The sequence below is a fragment of the Sphingobium sp. VMM genome (genome assembly GCF_056790315.1).
The window spans coordinates 24,087-37,971 of record NZ_JBXGSI010000004.1 but is presented as its reverse complement, the minus strand read 5'-3'; the positions used below and the strand labels follow the sequence as shown (position 1 = coordinate 37,971).

Sequence of the window (13,885 nt, the reverse complement as noted above, 5' to 3'; positions counted from 1 at the left end):
GATTGTTCATTTTGCGCGACCCAGCAGGCGATCCGTCCACGATCGGCGTTCCGGCCCGGCTCCCAAGGGCGCCTGCTCGAAGAATGTGTCAACCGCCACTTCAAGGTCGCGATCATCAAGTTCGGTGAGGAGTTGCACCTGATTGCGAAGTCGCAGGCGGATCACCGCCTCGCGCATGGCGTCTTCCATTGCCGAACGCCCAAGTTGCCGCGATGCGCGCAACCAGCCCTCCGCCAGCGCCAGTGACAGCCTTGCGTCATTGCCGATCGACGGGCGCTCCGTGATCTGGACAAGTGCATCCTCGGTAAGCGCTCCAAGCAGCTCCCAGCGATCTTCCGCTGCAGCACCCCGGTCCAAGATCCGGCCTCGCATCCAAAGACGCTGGAATGTGTTCCGCACCCCTCCGTGAAAGCGCTCTGCGGGCCGATCGGCGAACCGCCAGACCACAAGATCGGGAAGAAGCACGCAGGCTAGGAATGCCCAGACATCGTCGCGCAGGGCTTCGCCCCCGTCGAGTTCATCCCGTTCAGCGAGAAAGGCGGACACCTGCTCATCGAATCGCGCCCGGTCCGAAGCACTGCCCCGATCTGGAAACCCGCAGCCGGCAGCGATCTCCACCAGTCGCGCGCGGAGGTCGACGAGAATGTCGTGCCTGATCGGACTGCCGCCGCTTGCGGCGTAGCGGGTCTCGATCGGAAAGCTGTCGGCATCGAGGATGGGCTCCGGACGCGCCTTGTCGTCGACGCGTATGGCCAGAAGCGCGTCGACCGCGAGACGATCGAGCCTTGGGAAAAGTTGCACGATCATGTACCGTCCTCCACGCTGACAATGTCAGCTGCGGCCAGAATGCCGGCATGAAATGTCGACGGGCGTAGATCGATCATGCTGCGGACGGCGGCGATGTCTTGGTCAGGAAAGGCAAGGCCGATCCAGTGCGCTGCCCGACCGGCGATCGAGCACGGATCGGCATCGACGGCGATCCGTTCGAAATCACTCTGACGCAATGAGGCCGAGATGATCTGGTTCATCACATCGGCAAGCACGACCTGGGTAGTTGCGCGATCGCCCGCCAGCAGGCGATCGGTCACGTCGGCGCGGTCGCTGTTGAGATAAAGTCGGACACTTCCGCCGAAATCGCGATGCAGATTGCCGGGCGTCCAGTGCAGCAGCCAGGGGGCATAGGCCTCGGGTCGGCCGGCAAAACGCGACAGAAAGCTGACGGCCTCCATCGGGAAGCGCGGTTCCTCGCCTTCGAGGCGGAGGTCGAGCTGATCCGACCAGAGCTTCGAACCGACCCGACCGGGAGAAAGCGGCGAAACGTCGCGCGGCCGGCGCAGGAGCACGAGAGTATCAACGAGGAGTCTCTGCGACAGGCTGCGGCCGGACACCAGTTCGTCGACCACGATCGTGGGCTCCAGACGAGTCAGCGGCAGTCTCGAGGTCGCGATGATCCGCCGCGGCATGTTGCCGATCCCAGTGCCGATCCGGACCACCAGTTCGAGCGCACCGTTATCGACTGCCATCGACAGCTGATCGGCTGCGCGATCGAGGTCGGTGGTCACGAGCCGCCGCAGACGGAGGTCTCTCGCCGGATCCCAGTCTGGAAGCCACGCATCGGCGATCGGCGTTTCAACGCCGTCCTCGAGGAGAACCCATGGCGCCGGGCTGATCGTGGTCTGATCGAGGGTCAGAAACGGAAATGCAATTCGGCCCATCATTCAGCCTCGTCGGAGCTGAGGCGGGCGGTCATCGTCACTGCGCAGTCTGCCGGCATCGCGACTGCAACCTCGAACCTGCCTCGACCTTCGCCGATGGCAACCGGGCCGTCGACTACGAACTCCTGTCCCTGTTCGTCGACAACACGCGTGACTGTGGGCCGTAGGGCGGTGGCTGACTCCGATGCCGTCCCGCCATCCATCACCAGCAGTGGATCGAGATGGAGCGAGAGCGACGGACCCTCGCCGCGGACGACAAGCTCGAAGACACCGACAAGCCCGCTTTCACTCAGCTCCAGTCTGACAAACGCGGGTCGTGTTACAGACGGTCCCGAGCGACCACCTCCACCACCCCCCGGGCCTGGCCGACGCGGCCCGGCACCCTCGCCATCACCCTCCAGCGCTCGACCGAACAGTCCCGCCACACTGGCCAGCGACGGCGCCAGGTCTCCTTCCGGCGCGGGCGCCGAAACCGGGTTTGCATATTCGAGTGCTGCCGTGCGGATACGGTCAACAGCGATCTTGACGATGCTGCGAGCCGCTCGGTCCGAGAGAGCCTCGTACTGCCAGTCATCATGCGCCGGCGGTTCTGCTTTGGCGAAGGCTTCCTCCACCGTGTCGTCATCCGAGGCGACAAAGACTCCGGCCCATTCGAAACGGTCATCCGCAATCTGCGTCCCGCTGAAATATCGAACGACCAGCTCCACCGGCCGCATCACCGCGATCGCGGCAGAGCGATCGGGGAACAGGCTGCCCTCGCGCCCTGCGGGTGCAACGCGTTCGGCACGGAGGCCGCGCGCAAAGCTCAGGCGACCAAGATCACGCCTCGGCCGAAGGGATCGCACGATGTCACCGCCGGGCGGATCGGCGCGCATGCTCTTCATCGCGCGTGCGAAGAGATCAAGAGGCGGGAAGTCCTCGGGGCGAGGCAGCGGTCGCTCCTCGCCGTCCACGAAGATGCGAAAATGCATCTTCCTTTCATCCGGCGTTCCTTCCAGAAGGCGGGGCCAGAAGAACCAGAGAAGCGCCTCTTCGATCAGGTCGATCGCACGCTCGCGATCCTCTTCCACGAACAGCGGATCGAGGATCATGATCGATGTGCCGCTGTGCTCTGGCGACCTCTGTGGAAAGCCGAGAGTATTGGCGAGCTCGGCCGCATCGTCCCCCTCGACCGGATCGACATGTTCGTCTTCGCCCGATGCCCGTCCCCACCAGTGCCGCCCGGTGAAGCGACGACGAACGCCCTGAGCATCGTTCGCACTGAACGCGGAACCCAGCTGTGCCGCAATGACCCGGCGTCGAGGTTCTCCCAAATGCGTGGTCTGACTGTCGATGACGATCGTCGAGCAGCGACTGGCGAGATACAGCGAGGTCTTTCCGTAACCGTATGTCCCGCCGCCGTGCGTCGTGTTTCGCCTCGAGCCTACATTCCTCAGGAAATCGACGAAGTCGGTTGGCTCGTTTTCCGTCGCTGCCACATCTGCGCGCGTCGGCCCTGCGAGGCCCGCCGTCCCGAAATCGCATATCTCCAGAACATGCGGCGCGGAGCTCGACAGAAAGGCGTCGAGCGGCTCTGCAGCGCTCTCGTCGAGAGGCCGATCGGCAAGCACGATTTCGCGAAGCGCATGCAGCTCGGTTGGCTGGAGAGCGCGGACACGGAAATGAACTTCCGCGCCGCCATCGGAAAGCGCGGCGTCGCAGCTGTTCTGGACCGCCTCTCGCACGACAGTCTGCACAAGATCGATCGAGGGCGCCCCAAGAAGCTTGCGATAGCCATCGGCTGCAAGGTTGCCGGAGGCCGCGTACGCCTCCGAGTGAAGTGTCAGATGTGGTCGAGGCACGCGACCAGCTCCGCATTTCTGGCGTCGATGGCGACGTTGCTCAAACGACACTGCTCCGCCGTTCCGAGGTTCACTGCGTAGGAAATCTCCTCGACCCCCGCCGGGAGGACGCCGTCTGGAAAGCTTTCGGGGATGACGCGCGGAAAGCGGGCGTCGACCAGATAGTGATGCTCGTCTTCTAGGCGAAAGCGGCAGCGATTCCAGTCACGGGATTCGTGATCGGTGCAGCCGTAGCCCGCGAGGAGGCGGAGAACCTCCTGCCTGTCGGAGGCAGCTCGCAGGATATCGGCAGTCAGTCTCGCTACCGAGATGTCTCCGCCGGCCGTTTCCGCCAGCTGAAACACTGCGAGCGTCAGCGACCCTCCTGCGGGTGGAAGAAGCTGGTCCACAGCCGAGATCGTTATCCTGCGCATCGCCGACCTGCTCGTCGTCTTCACTTCGGTGGCCAGCAACCCGCCGTGAAAGTCGTGGCGTTCGCGAAGCGGCCCACGCCAGAGTCTCCAGGCTGTCGGATCCAGGTCGAGCAGCGTCCGCAGCATCAGCAGCTCGCCTATCAGTCCTCGAATTTCCTGAATGCTGACTTCCGCGCCAGGTGCGATCAGGAGAGAGCGGAAGTCCTCGATCGTCGTGCGGCAGGCTTCGACAGGGGAGGAACCCGCGACGATCCGGTCCATGATCTTGTCGGCCACATCCGCAAACACGCCATCGAGCGCACCGATTAGGCATTTCATGTCCAGATAACGGATCGGGGTACCGCCGAGGGAGTAGGTCGCAACGCCAATGCCGAGAGCATCGCTCGACGGGGTTTCGGCAATCCTTTCGCTCTGGCGAACGGGAAGGAGCAGCCTGAGCTCGCCCGCATTGCCGAGGGCAAGACGCACCGAACCCGATCCGGTCTTGATTCCCGTGTCTATGCTCGGAATCTCGAGTGCTGTCGAAGCTTGTCCGCCTCGGCGAAGCATTTCCCAGTGATCGATCGACGATTCAGCGGGCACGCCCGGCCTCGAGTTGCTCGGCGATCTCGTCCTCGATCTCCTCCAGATCGTCCGCTGACGGAGGTTCCAGCACAACGCTGTAATATCCACCGGCTCCTTCGGCCCTGCCGGGGAAGACGATGCCGAAGCCGACGAGGTCGCCGATGGCATCGAGGGGCGAACGCTCGGTCGAGCCCGGTCGGGGCTGCGACGCTCGATCGATCGGATAGAGCAGCAGCAGCGGCACCTGCCCGACAATTCCAGCGCGTGCCGTCTTGAGCCCGCTCCAGTCCCCGTTCGGTACGCCATCCCCGGCCGCGCCGCAGTCGAACAGGACATCGCGCTTCGACATCAACGCCTTGATGTCGGCAAAGTCCTCCGGTCGGTTGAGCCGGCTTCTCGTCGAAAGCCTGACCGATCCAAGGCCTCCAAGCGGCTCGGCAGAAACTGGGCCGACGCGCGGCTGCACGACGCCGACGTTCCAGATCTTCTGGCTGTCGCCTGAAGCATCGAGATAGCCGAGCAGGAAGTCTGCGGACAGCTCCCGATGTGACGCCTGAACGGAATAGGCACGCAGGAACTGGACGATCAGCCTGGCGGGAACGCCCTCGTACAAAACACTTGCTGAATCAGCAGATCGAAGACCAAGGTCGGTCGCCTGGGTCATCAGATTCGAGGCAGCGGTCCAGTTTGTCTGAACGATCCGCCGATCGTGGTGATCGAAGCGGATGGTCTGTACATGCTTTCCGGCGTAGCTCACGTCGGTCAGCACGGCCGCTCTCATCTTGCTCGCCGCGGTGATGGCCATGCCGGGAATGGATCGGACGCGAACCGCAAATTCCATCGGCGTGTTGTGGCGAATGGCATATTCGGCGACGTCTTCGCGGATTTCCGCCTCGATGAGGGCGAGCGATCGGAATGCGGTAGACAGCGCCTCGGTCATCCAGATGCGCGGCATGTCTTCGTAGTCCGGACGATAGCCGAACCAGCGGCCCATCTGCAGGAGCGTGTCGTACTGGCTCGAGGTGCGAAGGAAATAGCTGACGCACAGCCCTTCGATCGTGAGACCACGTGCCAAGATCGATCCGCCAACCACGATATAGGTCTTCGGCGCTCCGTCGTAGTCGATGCGATCCTCGCTGACGCCGTTCTCCACCGGCACTTCGAGCGCTTCGAGGACCGCCGACATGAAAGGAAGCAGCTGTTCAGAAGTGACATGCGGATGGGGGCAGATGGCCGCGGGAATTCTGAGCTGCTCCGCATCCCAGAGGGCGAGCATTCGCTGGCACAGAGCCGACGAGGAATCCCCGAGCTGGGCGCCGACCACTTCCAGCCAGGCCTTGACCAGCGTCGCGAGCCGATCGTGCATGATCACATAGGCAGAGGTGTGAATCAGCATCGACATGTGGTTGTCGGCCTGACCCCTGAAACGGCGCGCTGCACATGATGCCAGAAAATAGAGAACCGCATCCTCGAGCGAGGGCGGCATTCGCGGCTGGAAGGCGTCCTTTTCCGCCCGGCTAGGCGGCTGCAGCAGCGCGGTTTCATCCTCGTCGATGTCCCGGATCATGTCGAGACCCTCCTCCTCCGGCAGGGGCGCGTCGGCATCGGCGGGCGGGCGGCCGAACAGCCTTTCCGTGCCGAAATAGCCGTCGGGCGTCGGAAGTGCGGTGATGAAGTCCTTCGGATAAAGGTCGTCCAGCTCGCCGCCATTGACTGGAAATGGGTTGATCAGGACATTTGCGAAAGGCGTCGCGGTGTAGCCGACGTAGGCGTTTGCTGGAAACTTCTTGAGGATCAGCCGAATGTTCTCGTTGATCCGGGTCATGTCATATTCGCCCGAAGCGGTATTGACGCTGGCCTGATCACATTCGTCGTCGATGATGAGCACGCGGAGCCGGCGAAGCACGGCCGGCAAGGTGCGATCGAGCGTCGCGAGAAGCTGACCGAGCGGTGCAACGTTCTTCTTCACGACCGCGAGCTGCACGACGCCCTCCGCCGGCGCAGGAAATCCGCCATTCGGGGGCATTCGGAAGTCGCCTTGGTCGTCCTCGCTGGTCCGTAGTTCCCAGCGGTCGCGAAGGCGATCGACCAGATCCTTGCGCATCCGGCTCTGAGTCTGTCGGCGCAGCTTGTTCGTCAGTCCGGCGAGAATGATCACCAGATTGTAGCCAGCGTCTACCGCCTTTGCGATGACCGCGGTCATGTTGGCGGTCTTGCCCGACTGTACGTGACCGATCACCAGCCCCCGGCAGGCAAAGCTTTCGGTCGCAGGATTTTCGAGCAGCGAGACAATCTCGTTCGACGCGGCGCCGATCCTCTCGTCTACCGTCTCGGCCGACCAGCCCTTCGAATCCACGAGGTAGGACCGCAGGGCCGGCCAGTGCCGGTCGCCTTCCGCAGGTCCGCGATACCATTGCTGGCGAACACGGAACATGGAATTGACACGGAGAATCTCGACGGGTCGGATCGTGGCCCTGACGCTCTCGATCGCAGCGGCAAAGTCCTCCTCCTGGTCGGGAGTGAAGGCCCCGAGGATCGGCTCCAGATCAGCACGCACGAGGCGAGCCGCATCATCGACATCAACCGCCGTCGCAAGGCGCGCGCGCAGCTGCCTGGCAAACGCGTCTGTCTGTGTTGCTGACGGCATCAAGCCTCCCCCAGGCTCAGAAGTTCGAATCCCAATTCATGCCGTTGTGCACAGCACGCAGGAGAGCGACAAGTCATAAAACCGCTGGTTTCGAAATACTTGCGGTGGCGCAATTCAGACGTCCGAACTGATGGTCCCGGTTACCCGGTACGCGAAAGGACAGCTTCCGGATGAGTGTCTGCCGCTTCACCCCGGTCCGCGGTAAGAATCGCGTACAGCGCCTCGCCGATCCACCGTGCGAGCAGCGGAGGAACCGCATTTCCCACCTGGGTGTACTGCTGGGTCCGGTTGCCCTTGAACAGATAGTTGTCGGGAAAGGTCTGCAATCTTGCCGCTTCGCGGACCGTGAGACTGCGACATTGCAGCGGATCAGGATGGATGAAGTAATGGCCATCCTTCGAGATATGGCTCGTCACTGTCGTCGATGGTCCGCTGGCCAGCTGGACCCTGAACCGATCGGCAAACTTGCCGGAGTTCCAGTTCTCGTGCGCTGGCGCCAGCTCCTCCGGAAAGTCGGCTGCCTTCGGTGACCGGCCGACCACCTCGGCGAAAACCGCGGCAAAGAAGTAGCGCGCGAGATCGCTGCCCATGTGGCTTCGCGTCGCATGGTTCGGGAGCGTTTCCAGCTGTTCGTCGGTCAGCCAGCTGCGCAGGTCATCCGGACAGTCATCGGCAATGCCGACGCCGAAGCCTTCGCGACCAGGCAGATCGTTGAGCGCGACAAAGCGCCGATGATATTCGCTGGCACGGGCGGTGAAAGCTGCCTGACGCTCGTCGTCAAGATCGGTATCGAGGTCGGCGACGAAGGCCATTGCGGTCTGCACGATGGCGCGCCATGCCTCAGCGCTGTCGGCTTCCTGACTGAGGCCGCTGCGCAGGTGCGGCATGCCGGTGAGGACCTGACCCACGGTCGTTCGCAGATTGTGGCGGACCATGAGGTCGGCCAGTGCCCGGTCGGGCAGATCCTCGGCGAGATCGGCGCGGAGCCCGACGACAATGACCCGATGGCGGGCCTGCGGCACGCCAAAGTCCTCGGCGCGGACGATGAAGTCAGATGCACGCGGCTCGAAACGCCCGAGATCGAGCTGCTGCCGGCTGCGCGGATCGAGCGCGATGAGCCTGTATCTGCGTCCGCCTTCACGATCGCCGCGCAGGTCGCGGAGAACCTGATCGAAGATGCGGCTCTCCCCGTCCACCGACGAGGACAACATGCCCTTCACATTTTCCATGACAAAGGCTGCCGGATTCAGTCGATCCAGAATCCGGATGTATTCCTGATACAAGAAGTGCCGATTGTCTTCGAGTGCGACGTAGCCTTCCTTGCCCAGATTGCGTGAGCGGCCGGCGAGGGAATAGGCTTGGCATGGCGGCCCGCCGATCAGGATGACGTCGCCGCCGCTTTCGACACGGATTGCGTCGAGGCGTGCGTCAAGACGCAGAGCAGGGTCTTCCTTGCCCAGTTCGAGCTGCCAGGCTTCCTCTTCGGCCGCTTCCCATTCTTCGGGATACAGCGTTGCCCAGTCCGGTTCCGGCGCCTTCCCGTTGATGTAGTCGTAGTAGCCGGCCGGAATGTCGCCATCGAACTGACGCAGGAAGCTGCGCAGCCGCAGGGTCTCGTGCGCCGATGCATCCTTCTCTATCGACAGGGCGATCCGGAAGGCATGTTCGTCACTCGCACCGGGAACGCCTGAAAATCCTTCGGCCAGCCCCCCGGGACCTGCAAAAATGTCGACGACCGAATATCTTGGCAAGACTCACACGCTTTCCGAAGGTCACGCAAAGGAATGTTGATTATCATCATCGACGCGAAATGACAGGCCGGTCTTCATGGTCGATGTAGTCGACGCGGCGACACGGTCGCGCATGATGTCGGGCATCCGGGGCACAGACACGAAGCCGGAGACCTTTCTGCGCAAGGCGCTTCACCGCGCCGGCTTCCGGTATCGGCTTCACGCGGCTAGGCTCCCCGGTCGACCGGATATCGTCCTCGCGTCTCGGAAGGCGGCAATCTTCGTGCACGGATGCTTCTGGCATCGCCACGAGGGATGTCACTGGTGCACGACCCCGGCTAGCAATGTGGAATTCTGGGTCGACAAGTTCGAGCGCAATGTCGTGCGTGACCGGCTCTCGATCGAAGCTCTGCAGAATCTTGGATGGCGTACCGGCGTCGTTTGGGAGTGCGGGCTTCGCACGGGGCATGCCGACAGGACGATTGCCCAAGTGGAAGGCTGGCTTCGCTCCGCCAGTCCACATTTCGAGAGTGAGCTGGTTCGACCCGGGCAGAATAAGGTATGAGGCAGCGGTAGCTAGGAGCTCGCTAAGTTGTTACATATCCTGGGTCTCATCGAAACGAGACCCAGGATATGTAACGAAAAGCGTGTTACATATCCTGGGTCTGAAAAAATGTAGACCCAGGATATGTAACATCAATGACCGATTCCCGTCCACGCTCGCAGCGCCGCCGGCTCACCGAGATTCTAGCCCGCCAGCCGATCGTGCGCGCGTACGAGCTGAGGCAGGAAGGAATTGACCCTCCAACAATCTCGAGGGCGGTCGAGGCAGGGGAGCTGGTCCGCATCTCGCGTGGACTCTATCAGCGGGCGGACAGCGAGATCGATACGCATCAGACGCTGGCCGAGGCAGCCAAGACGGTGCCGCGCGGCGTGGTGGCCATGGTCTCCGCGCTGGCCTTTCACGAACTGACGGACCAGATGCCGCGCAAGGTCTGGATGGCCGTCAGCGTGAAGGATTGGAGCGCAAATGTGCCTTCCTACCCACCGATCCGGATCGTCGAGTTCCGAGACCGCTACATGCAGCACGGAGTCGAACATCACATGATCTCGGGGACTCAGGTGCCAATCTATTCCGTCACCAAGACGCTCGCCGACGTCTTCCGAAATCGGAAACTTGTCGATCGATCCGTTGCAGTCGAAGCACTGCGATCGACTCTGGACCAGCGCAAGGCGACGCCGGCAGCGATCGCCGAAGCAGCCATGGCCGGGGACGCATGGAATATCATGCGGCCTTATCTGGAAGCGCTCACCTTCAATGGCTAGGGCGCCGGTCAACATCGCCGCGTCGGTGAAGCAGCGACTGCTCAACCTCGCTCGTAACGAAGGCCGAGTCTATACCGTGGTGCTTGTCCGATACGCTTTGGAGCGCCTGCTCTATCGCCTGTCAATCTCGCGTCACAACGGCTCCTTCATCCTGAAGGGCGGCATGCTCGTCACTCAATGGATCGACGGCAGCTCACGCGAGACGACCGACATGGACTTCCTCGCTCATGGCGACCCAAACCCCGAGCACCTGCGCGAAATCTTCGATGACCTACTTTCCATCGAGGCCGGTGACGGGCTCGTGTTCGACAGGAAGTCGCTTCGAACGGGCGTCATCAGGGAAGAGATGGAGTATGGCGGCATCCGCCTGAAGGTCGACGCCTATCTGGAACGAAGCCGGATCTCGATCACTGTCGACACCGGGTTTGGCGATGCACTCGCAGACGGGTCCCGCACAATGGCTTATCCGTCCATGCTCGGCATGGAAGAGCCAGTAATACGAATCTATCCACCTGCATCGGTCATCGCCGAAAAGTTCCAGGCAATGGTCGCGATCGGCGTCGCCAACGGCCGGATGAAGGACTATTTCGATTTGTGGGCCATATCGAGGACACTCGAAATCCTGCCAGAGGATCTTGACGCAGCCATCCACGCAACGTTCGAGCGCCGGGGAACAGCGATCCCGATCGCGCGACCACCCGGCCTGTCTCCCGCGATGCTCGCTGACGGTAGAAAGCAGACGCAATGGCGGACTTACGCTTCATCAGTCGATCTGCCTGATCTCGACTTTGGCGAAGTGGTGGAAGCTTCGTGGGCCCTCGTGGGTCCCGCATGTGAACGGCTATCGAAGAGATAGCGAGCTCATACCGTGAGCCATTGCGTCTGGTGGCGAAACGTAGCCGCACACCCTTCGTCGCGATCAGGCGCTCGGTCTGGTTACAGTCCCTGATCGATATACGGCGCTTTTATGGATCATATTCTGCCGAAAGTTGATCGATAAGGGGACTGGGCTCGGTCACGAGCAGTTCGCCGCAAAAATCCTGCGATCTGGCGCGGACAGATGTTGAACTAAAGATGAACGAATTTGAATGGTATTTTTCATGGTACTTCAGGATGCCAGAGATAGAAATCGCCCTTAATTTCATGTGCTTAAGATACCTGTTCGACTCCGTCCCCGGCACCATTTGTTCCCCTCAGAACATCTCGGAAATGCCCAAGCCGCCTCTCGGAAATGGCGGATTTCTGCGACATTTTGAGCCTTTTGCTCTCAGGGCGTCCAGTTGCATCTCGCAACCTTTTCTGGCCAAAGTTGGTAGCTATTCTCGCGGGTACCCTGAAGGAGATACCCCATGCTGAGCGCCATGGCCGTGAGCAACGCGAAGCCCATCCACCGTCCATATAAATTATCGGACGGCCGGGGCCTGTATCTGATGGTGATGCCCAATGGGGCGCGCTACTGGCGTTTCTATTACACCTTCCTCAAGAAGCAGAAGACGCTGTCGGTCGGGGTGTATCCCGATGTCTCGCTCGCACTGGCGCGAGAACGGCGGGAAGAGCTGCGCCGCATTCTTGCGTCAAGCGAAGACCCGTCGAGCCGACGGAAGGCTGATGCCGCTCAGGCGCGGCTGCTTGAAACCGGGACGTTCGATCAGCTTGCCGACGAGTATGTCGCGCGTTTGAAGGCTCGGGGTCGAGCCGAGAAGACGGTCAGCAAGAATATCTGGATCCTCGAATACGCACGGCCCGCGCTCGGAAACCAGCTGGTGCGGGATATCTCGACGCCGGAGGTGCTGGAGATCCTGCGCAAGATCGAAGCGCGAGGGCATCACGAAACCGCGATTCGGCTTCGAGGGACACTGAGCACCATCTTTCGCTACGCCATTGCCACCGGCAGGGCGAACAAGGATCCGGCGAGCGAATTGCGTGGGGCGTTGCTGACGCCTAAGGTCAAGCACAGGCCGGCTATCACGGATCCGGCCAAGGTGGGTCCGCTGCTTCGTGCCATCGACGGCTATGACGGCGATGGGGCGGTCCGAATCGCCCTTCAGCTGTCGGCCCACCTGTTCGTTCGACCAGGCGAGCTACGGCTGGCGCAATGGGAGGAGTTTGATCCGGACAGTTGTATCTGGCTCATCCCGGCGAGCCGGACGAAGATGCGTCGTCTTCATAAGGTCCCGCTCTCCCGTCAGGTTCTTGGCCTGTTGGAGAAGCTGGAGGGTATGACCGGGGGCGGTCAGCTCCTGTTTCCCAGCCCGCGATCCGACAAACGCGCGATATCCGACAATACGCTGAATGCAGCGCTTCGCCGGATGGGCTTCAAGCAGGACGAAATGACGGCGCATGGCTTCCGAGCTATGGCGGCGACCTTGCTCAACGAATGCGGCAAATGGCATCCGGATGCCATTGAACGACAGCTGGCTTTGAACGACTGGCCGGACTCGATCTTGCAGACGATCTGAAGCAGGGTATCAAAAAGGCGATCGCATATGATGCGATCGTCTCGAAATTCTACCCGGATCTGATTGCCTCTCGCCGCAACTATGATGTCGCTGCCGGGATTAATTCTTCCGGGGAAATACGCATTGGCGTCCTTGAACAAAGTTGGCGGGCGGGCGGCGCGAGTGGCGCCGAAATAGCGGCTTTCAAAGCCTTTGCGCGTGATCCCGAATTGTCGGCGGTTACATGCGCCACGATGGAGATTTATGGTGAGATCGACGCCGCACCGATCGGTAGCATCGTCTATTATAGCGGTATCGATGCGGTCGCGGGACCGATGACAAAATATGCAATGGAGCTGGAATGACAGGCAGCCAGATATGCTTCGATGTCGAAGGGGAAAGTCTTGAGGCGACAATCCTGTCTCCGGACAAGCTTGTTCCTGGCATACTCTTCATTCACGGCTGGGGCGGTTCGCGCGATCAGGACATGGTGCGCGCCGAAGAGATCGCGCAGCTGGGCTGTATCTGCTTCACCTTTGATCTGCGAGGCCATGCCCGGCACGCCGAAGAACGCAACAGAGTGACACGATCCCATGGTCTTGCCGATGTCGTAGCCGCTTACGACTATCTTGTCGGCCAGGACCAGGTCGACCCATCTGCGATTGCAGTCGTGGGTACAAGTTATGGCGGCTATCTTGCCACCCTTCTCACCGCAGTCCGTCCGGTCAACTGGCTGGCCTTACGTGTGCCCGCTCTCTATCCGGACGAACATTGGGATGTCCCCAAGGCGATGCTGGATCGCGACCTCATCAATGCCTATCGGGCACGCTTTCGGACGGGGCGAGAGGACAAGGCGCTGGCAGCATGCGAGCGATTTGCAGGCGATGTGCTCATCGTGGAGTCAGAACATGATGACTATGTCCCGCATGAGACAATCAGCTCCTATATGTCGGCGTTTCACAACAGTAATTCCTTGAGCTACCGTATCCTCAAAGGAGCCGATCATTCGTTGCGGAACGAGGGCTGCCGGCGCGCATACAACCAGTTGCTGCTCACCTGGATCGAGGAAATGGTTCGGGGAGGTCGCAGATCGTCTACCCCCCAACAGCAAGCTGCCGGAGAAATGCCATCTCAGGCTTATAGACTTGCGGATCGATAGTCTTTTCCAACGCATTGGCCCGACAAGCCGCGTCATGCGTTGAGGGAGGGAA

General features: G+C 61.4%; 12 protein-coding genes. 6 read left to right on the top strand and 6 right to left on the bottom strand.

What is annotated here, in order from left to right:
- Positions 1–6: 6 nt before the first annotated feature.
- The 6 genes from ACUCV3_RS06570 to ACUCV3_RS06545 all read right to left on the bottom strand — a co-directional run bounded on the left by ACUCV3_RS06570 (position 7) and on the right by ACUCV3_RS06545 (position 8,931).
- Positions 7–807, bottom strand: a complete 801-nt coding sequence (locus ACUCV3_RS06570) for a DUF6339 family protein (RefSeq protein ID WP_482240451.1) — start codon at positions 805–807, stop codon at positions 7–9.
- On the bottom strand, positions 804–1,718 hold the full coding sequence (locus tag ACUCV3_RS06565; RefSeq protein ID WP_482240450.1) for a hypothetical protein: 915 nt from the start codon (positions 1,716–1,718) through the stop codon (positions 804–806). The genes ACUCV3_RS06570 and ACUCV3_RS06565 overlap by 4 nt, the downstream gene beginning before the upstream one ends.
- On the bottom strand, positions 1,715–3,556 hold the full coding sequence (locus ACUCV3_RS06560; protein WP_482240449.1) for a hypothetical protein: 1,842 nt from the start codon (positions 3,554–3,556) through the stop codon (positions 1,715–1,717). Before ACUCV3_RS06560 ends, ACUCV3_RS06565 begins: the two co-directional genes overlap by 4 nt.
- Positions 3,538–4,551 (bottom strand): PD-(D/E)XK motif protein, encoded by a 1,014-nt coding sequence (locus ACUCV3_RS06555; RefSeq protein WP_482240448.1) that lies wholly within the window; start codon positions 4,549–4,551, stop codon positions 3,538–3,540. The genes ACUCV3_RS06560 and ACUCV3_RS06555 overlap by 19 nt, the downstream gene beginning before the upstream one ends.
- Positions 4,541–7,180 carry a Z1 domain-containing protein gene (locus tag ACUCV3_RS06550; RefSeq protein ID WP_482240447.1) on the bottom strand — a complete coding sequence of 880 codons (2,640 nt, stop codon included), beginning with the start codon at positions 7,178–7,180 and terminating at the stop codon, positions 4,541–4,543. Before ACUCV3_RS06550 ends, ACUCV3_RS06555 begins: the two co-directional genes overlap by 11 nt.
- 140 nt (positions 7,181–7,320) lie before the next feature.
- A complete protein-coding gene (locus ACUCV3_RS06545; protein ID WP_482240446.1) occupies positions 7,321–8,931 on the bottom strand; it encodes a DNA cytosine methyltransferase in 1,611 nt (536 codons plus the stop codon).
- A gap of 76 nt (positions 8,932–9,007) precedes the next feature.
- Between ACUCV3_RS06545 and ACUCV3_RS06540 the strand changes: the two genes are divergently transcribed.
- The 6 genes from ACUCV3_RS06540 to ACUCV3_RS06515 all read left to right on the top strand — a co-directional run bounded on the left by ACUCV3_RS06540 (position 9,008) and on the right by ACUCV3_RS06515 (position 13,833).
- Positions 9,008–9,475, top strand: a complete 468-nt coding sequence (locus tag ACUCV3_RS06540) for a very short patch repair endonuclease (protein ID WP_482240445.1) — start codon at positions 9,008–9,010, stop codon at positions 9,473–9,475.
- 134 nt (positions 9,476–9,609) lie between these two features.
- Entirely contained in the window at positions 9,610–10,236 is a 627-nt protein-coding gene (locus tag ACUCV3_RS06535; protein WP_482240444.1) for a type IV toxin-antitoxin system AbiEi family antitoxin domain-containing protein, read from the top strand.
- On the top strand, positions 10,229–11,092 hold the full coding sequence (locus ACUCV3_RS06530; RefSeq protein WP_482240443.1) for a nucleotidyl transferase AbiEii/AbiGii toxin family protein: 864 nt from the start codon (positions 10,229–10,231) through the stop codon (positions 11,090–11,092). The genes ACUCV3_RS06535 and ACUCV3_RS06530 overlap by 8 nt, the downstream gene beginning before the upstream one ends.
- 493 nt (positions 11,093–11,585) lie before the next feature.
- Entirely contained in the window at positions 11,586–12,695 is a 1,110-nt protein-coding gene (locus ACUCV3_RS06525) for a tyrosine-type recombinase/integrase (protein ID WP_482240442.1), read from the top strand.
- Complete coding sequence (locus ACUCV3_RS06520; RefSeq protein WP_482240527.1) at positions 12,665–13,039, top strand: DUF3182 family protein; 375 nt, start codon at positions 12,665–12,667, stop codon at positions 13,037–13,039. The genes ACUCV3_RS06525 and ACUCV3_RS06520 overlap by 31 nt, the downstream gene beginning before the upstream one ends.
- Entirely contained in the window at positions 13,036–13,833 is a 798-nt protein-coding gene (locus tag ACUCV3_RS06515) for an alpha/beta hydrolase family protein (protein ID WP_048939675.1), read from the top strand. Before ACUCV3_RS06520 ends, ACUCV3_RS06515 begins: the two co-directional genes overlap by 4 nt.
- Positions 13,834–13,885 lie beyond the last annotated feature (52 nt).

Excerpts from the sequence above, each read along its gene's own strand:
- ACUCV3_RS06570 (WP_482240451.1), bottom strand. The coding sequence starts at position 807 with ATGATCGTGCAACTTTTCCCAAGGCTCGATCGTCTCGCGGTCGACGCG.
- ACUCV3_RS06565 (WP_482240450.1), bottom strand. The coding sequence starts at position 1,718 with ATGATGGGCCGAATTGCATTTCCGTTTCTGACCCTCGATCAGACCACG.
- ACUCV3_RS06550 (WP_482240447.1), bottom strand. The coding sequence starts at position 7,180 with ATGCCGTCAGCAACACAGACAGACGCGTTTGCCAGGCAGCTGCGCGCG.
- ACUCV3_RS06540 (WP_482240445.1), top strand. The coding sequence starts at position 9,008 with ATGGTCGATGTAGTCGACGCGGCGACACGGTCGCGCATGATGTCGGGC.
- ACUCV3_RS06535 (WP_482240444.1), top strand. The coding sequence starts at position 9,610 with ATGACCGATTCCCGTCCACGCTCGCAGCGCCGCCGGCTCACCGAGATT.
- ACUCV3_RS06530 (WP_482240443.1), top strand. The coding sequence starts at position 10,229 with ATGGCTAGGGCGCCGGTCAACATCGCCGCGTCGGTGAAGCAGCGACTG.
- ACUCV3_RS06525 (WP_482240442.1), top strand. The coding sequence starts at position 11,586 with ATGCTGAGCGCCATGGCCGTGAGCAACGCGAAGCCCATCCACCGTCCA.
- ACUCV3_RS06515 (WP_048939675.1), top strand. The coding sequence starts at position 13,036 with ATGACAGGCAGCCAGATATGCTTCGATGTCGAAGGGGAAAGTCTTGAG.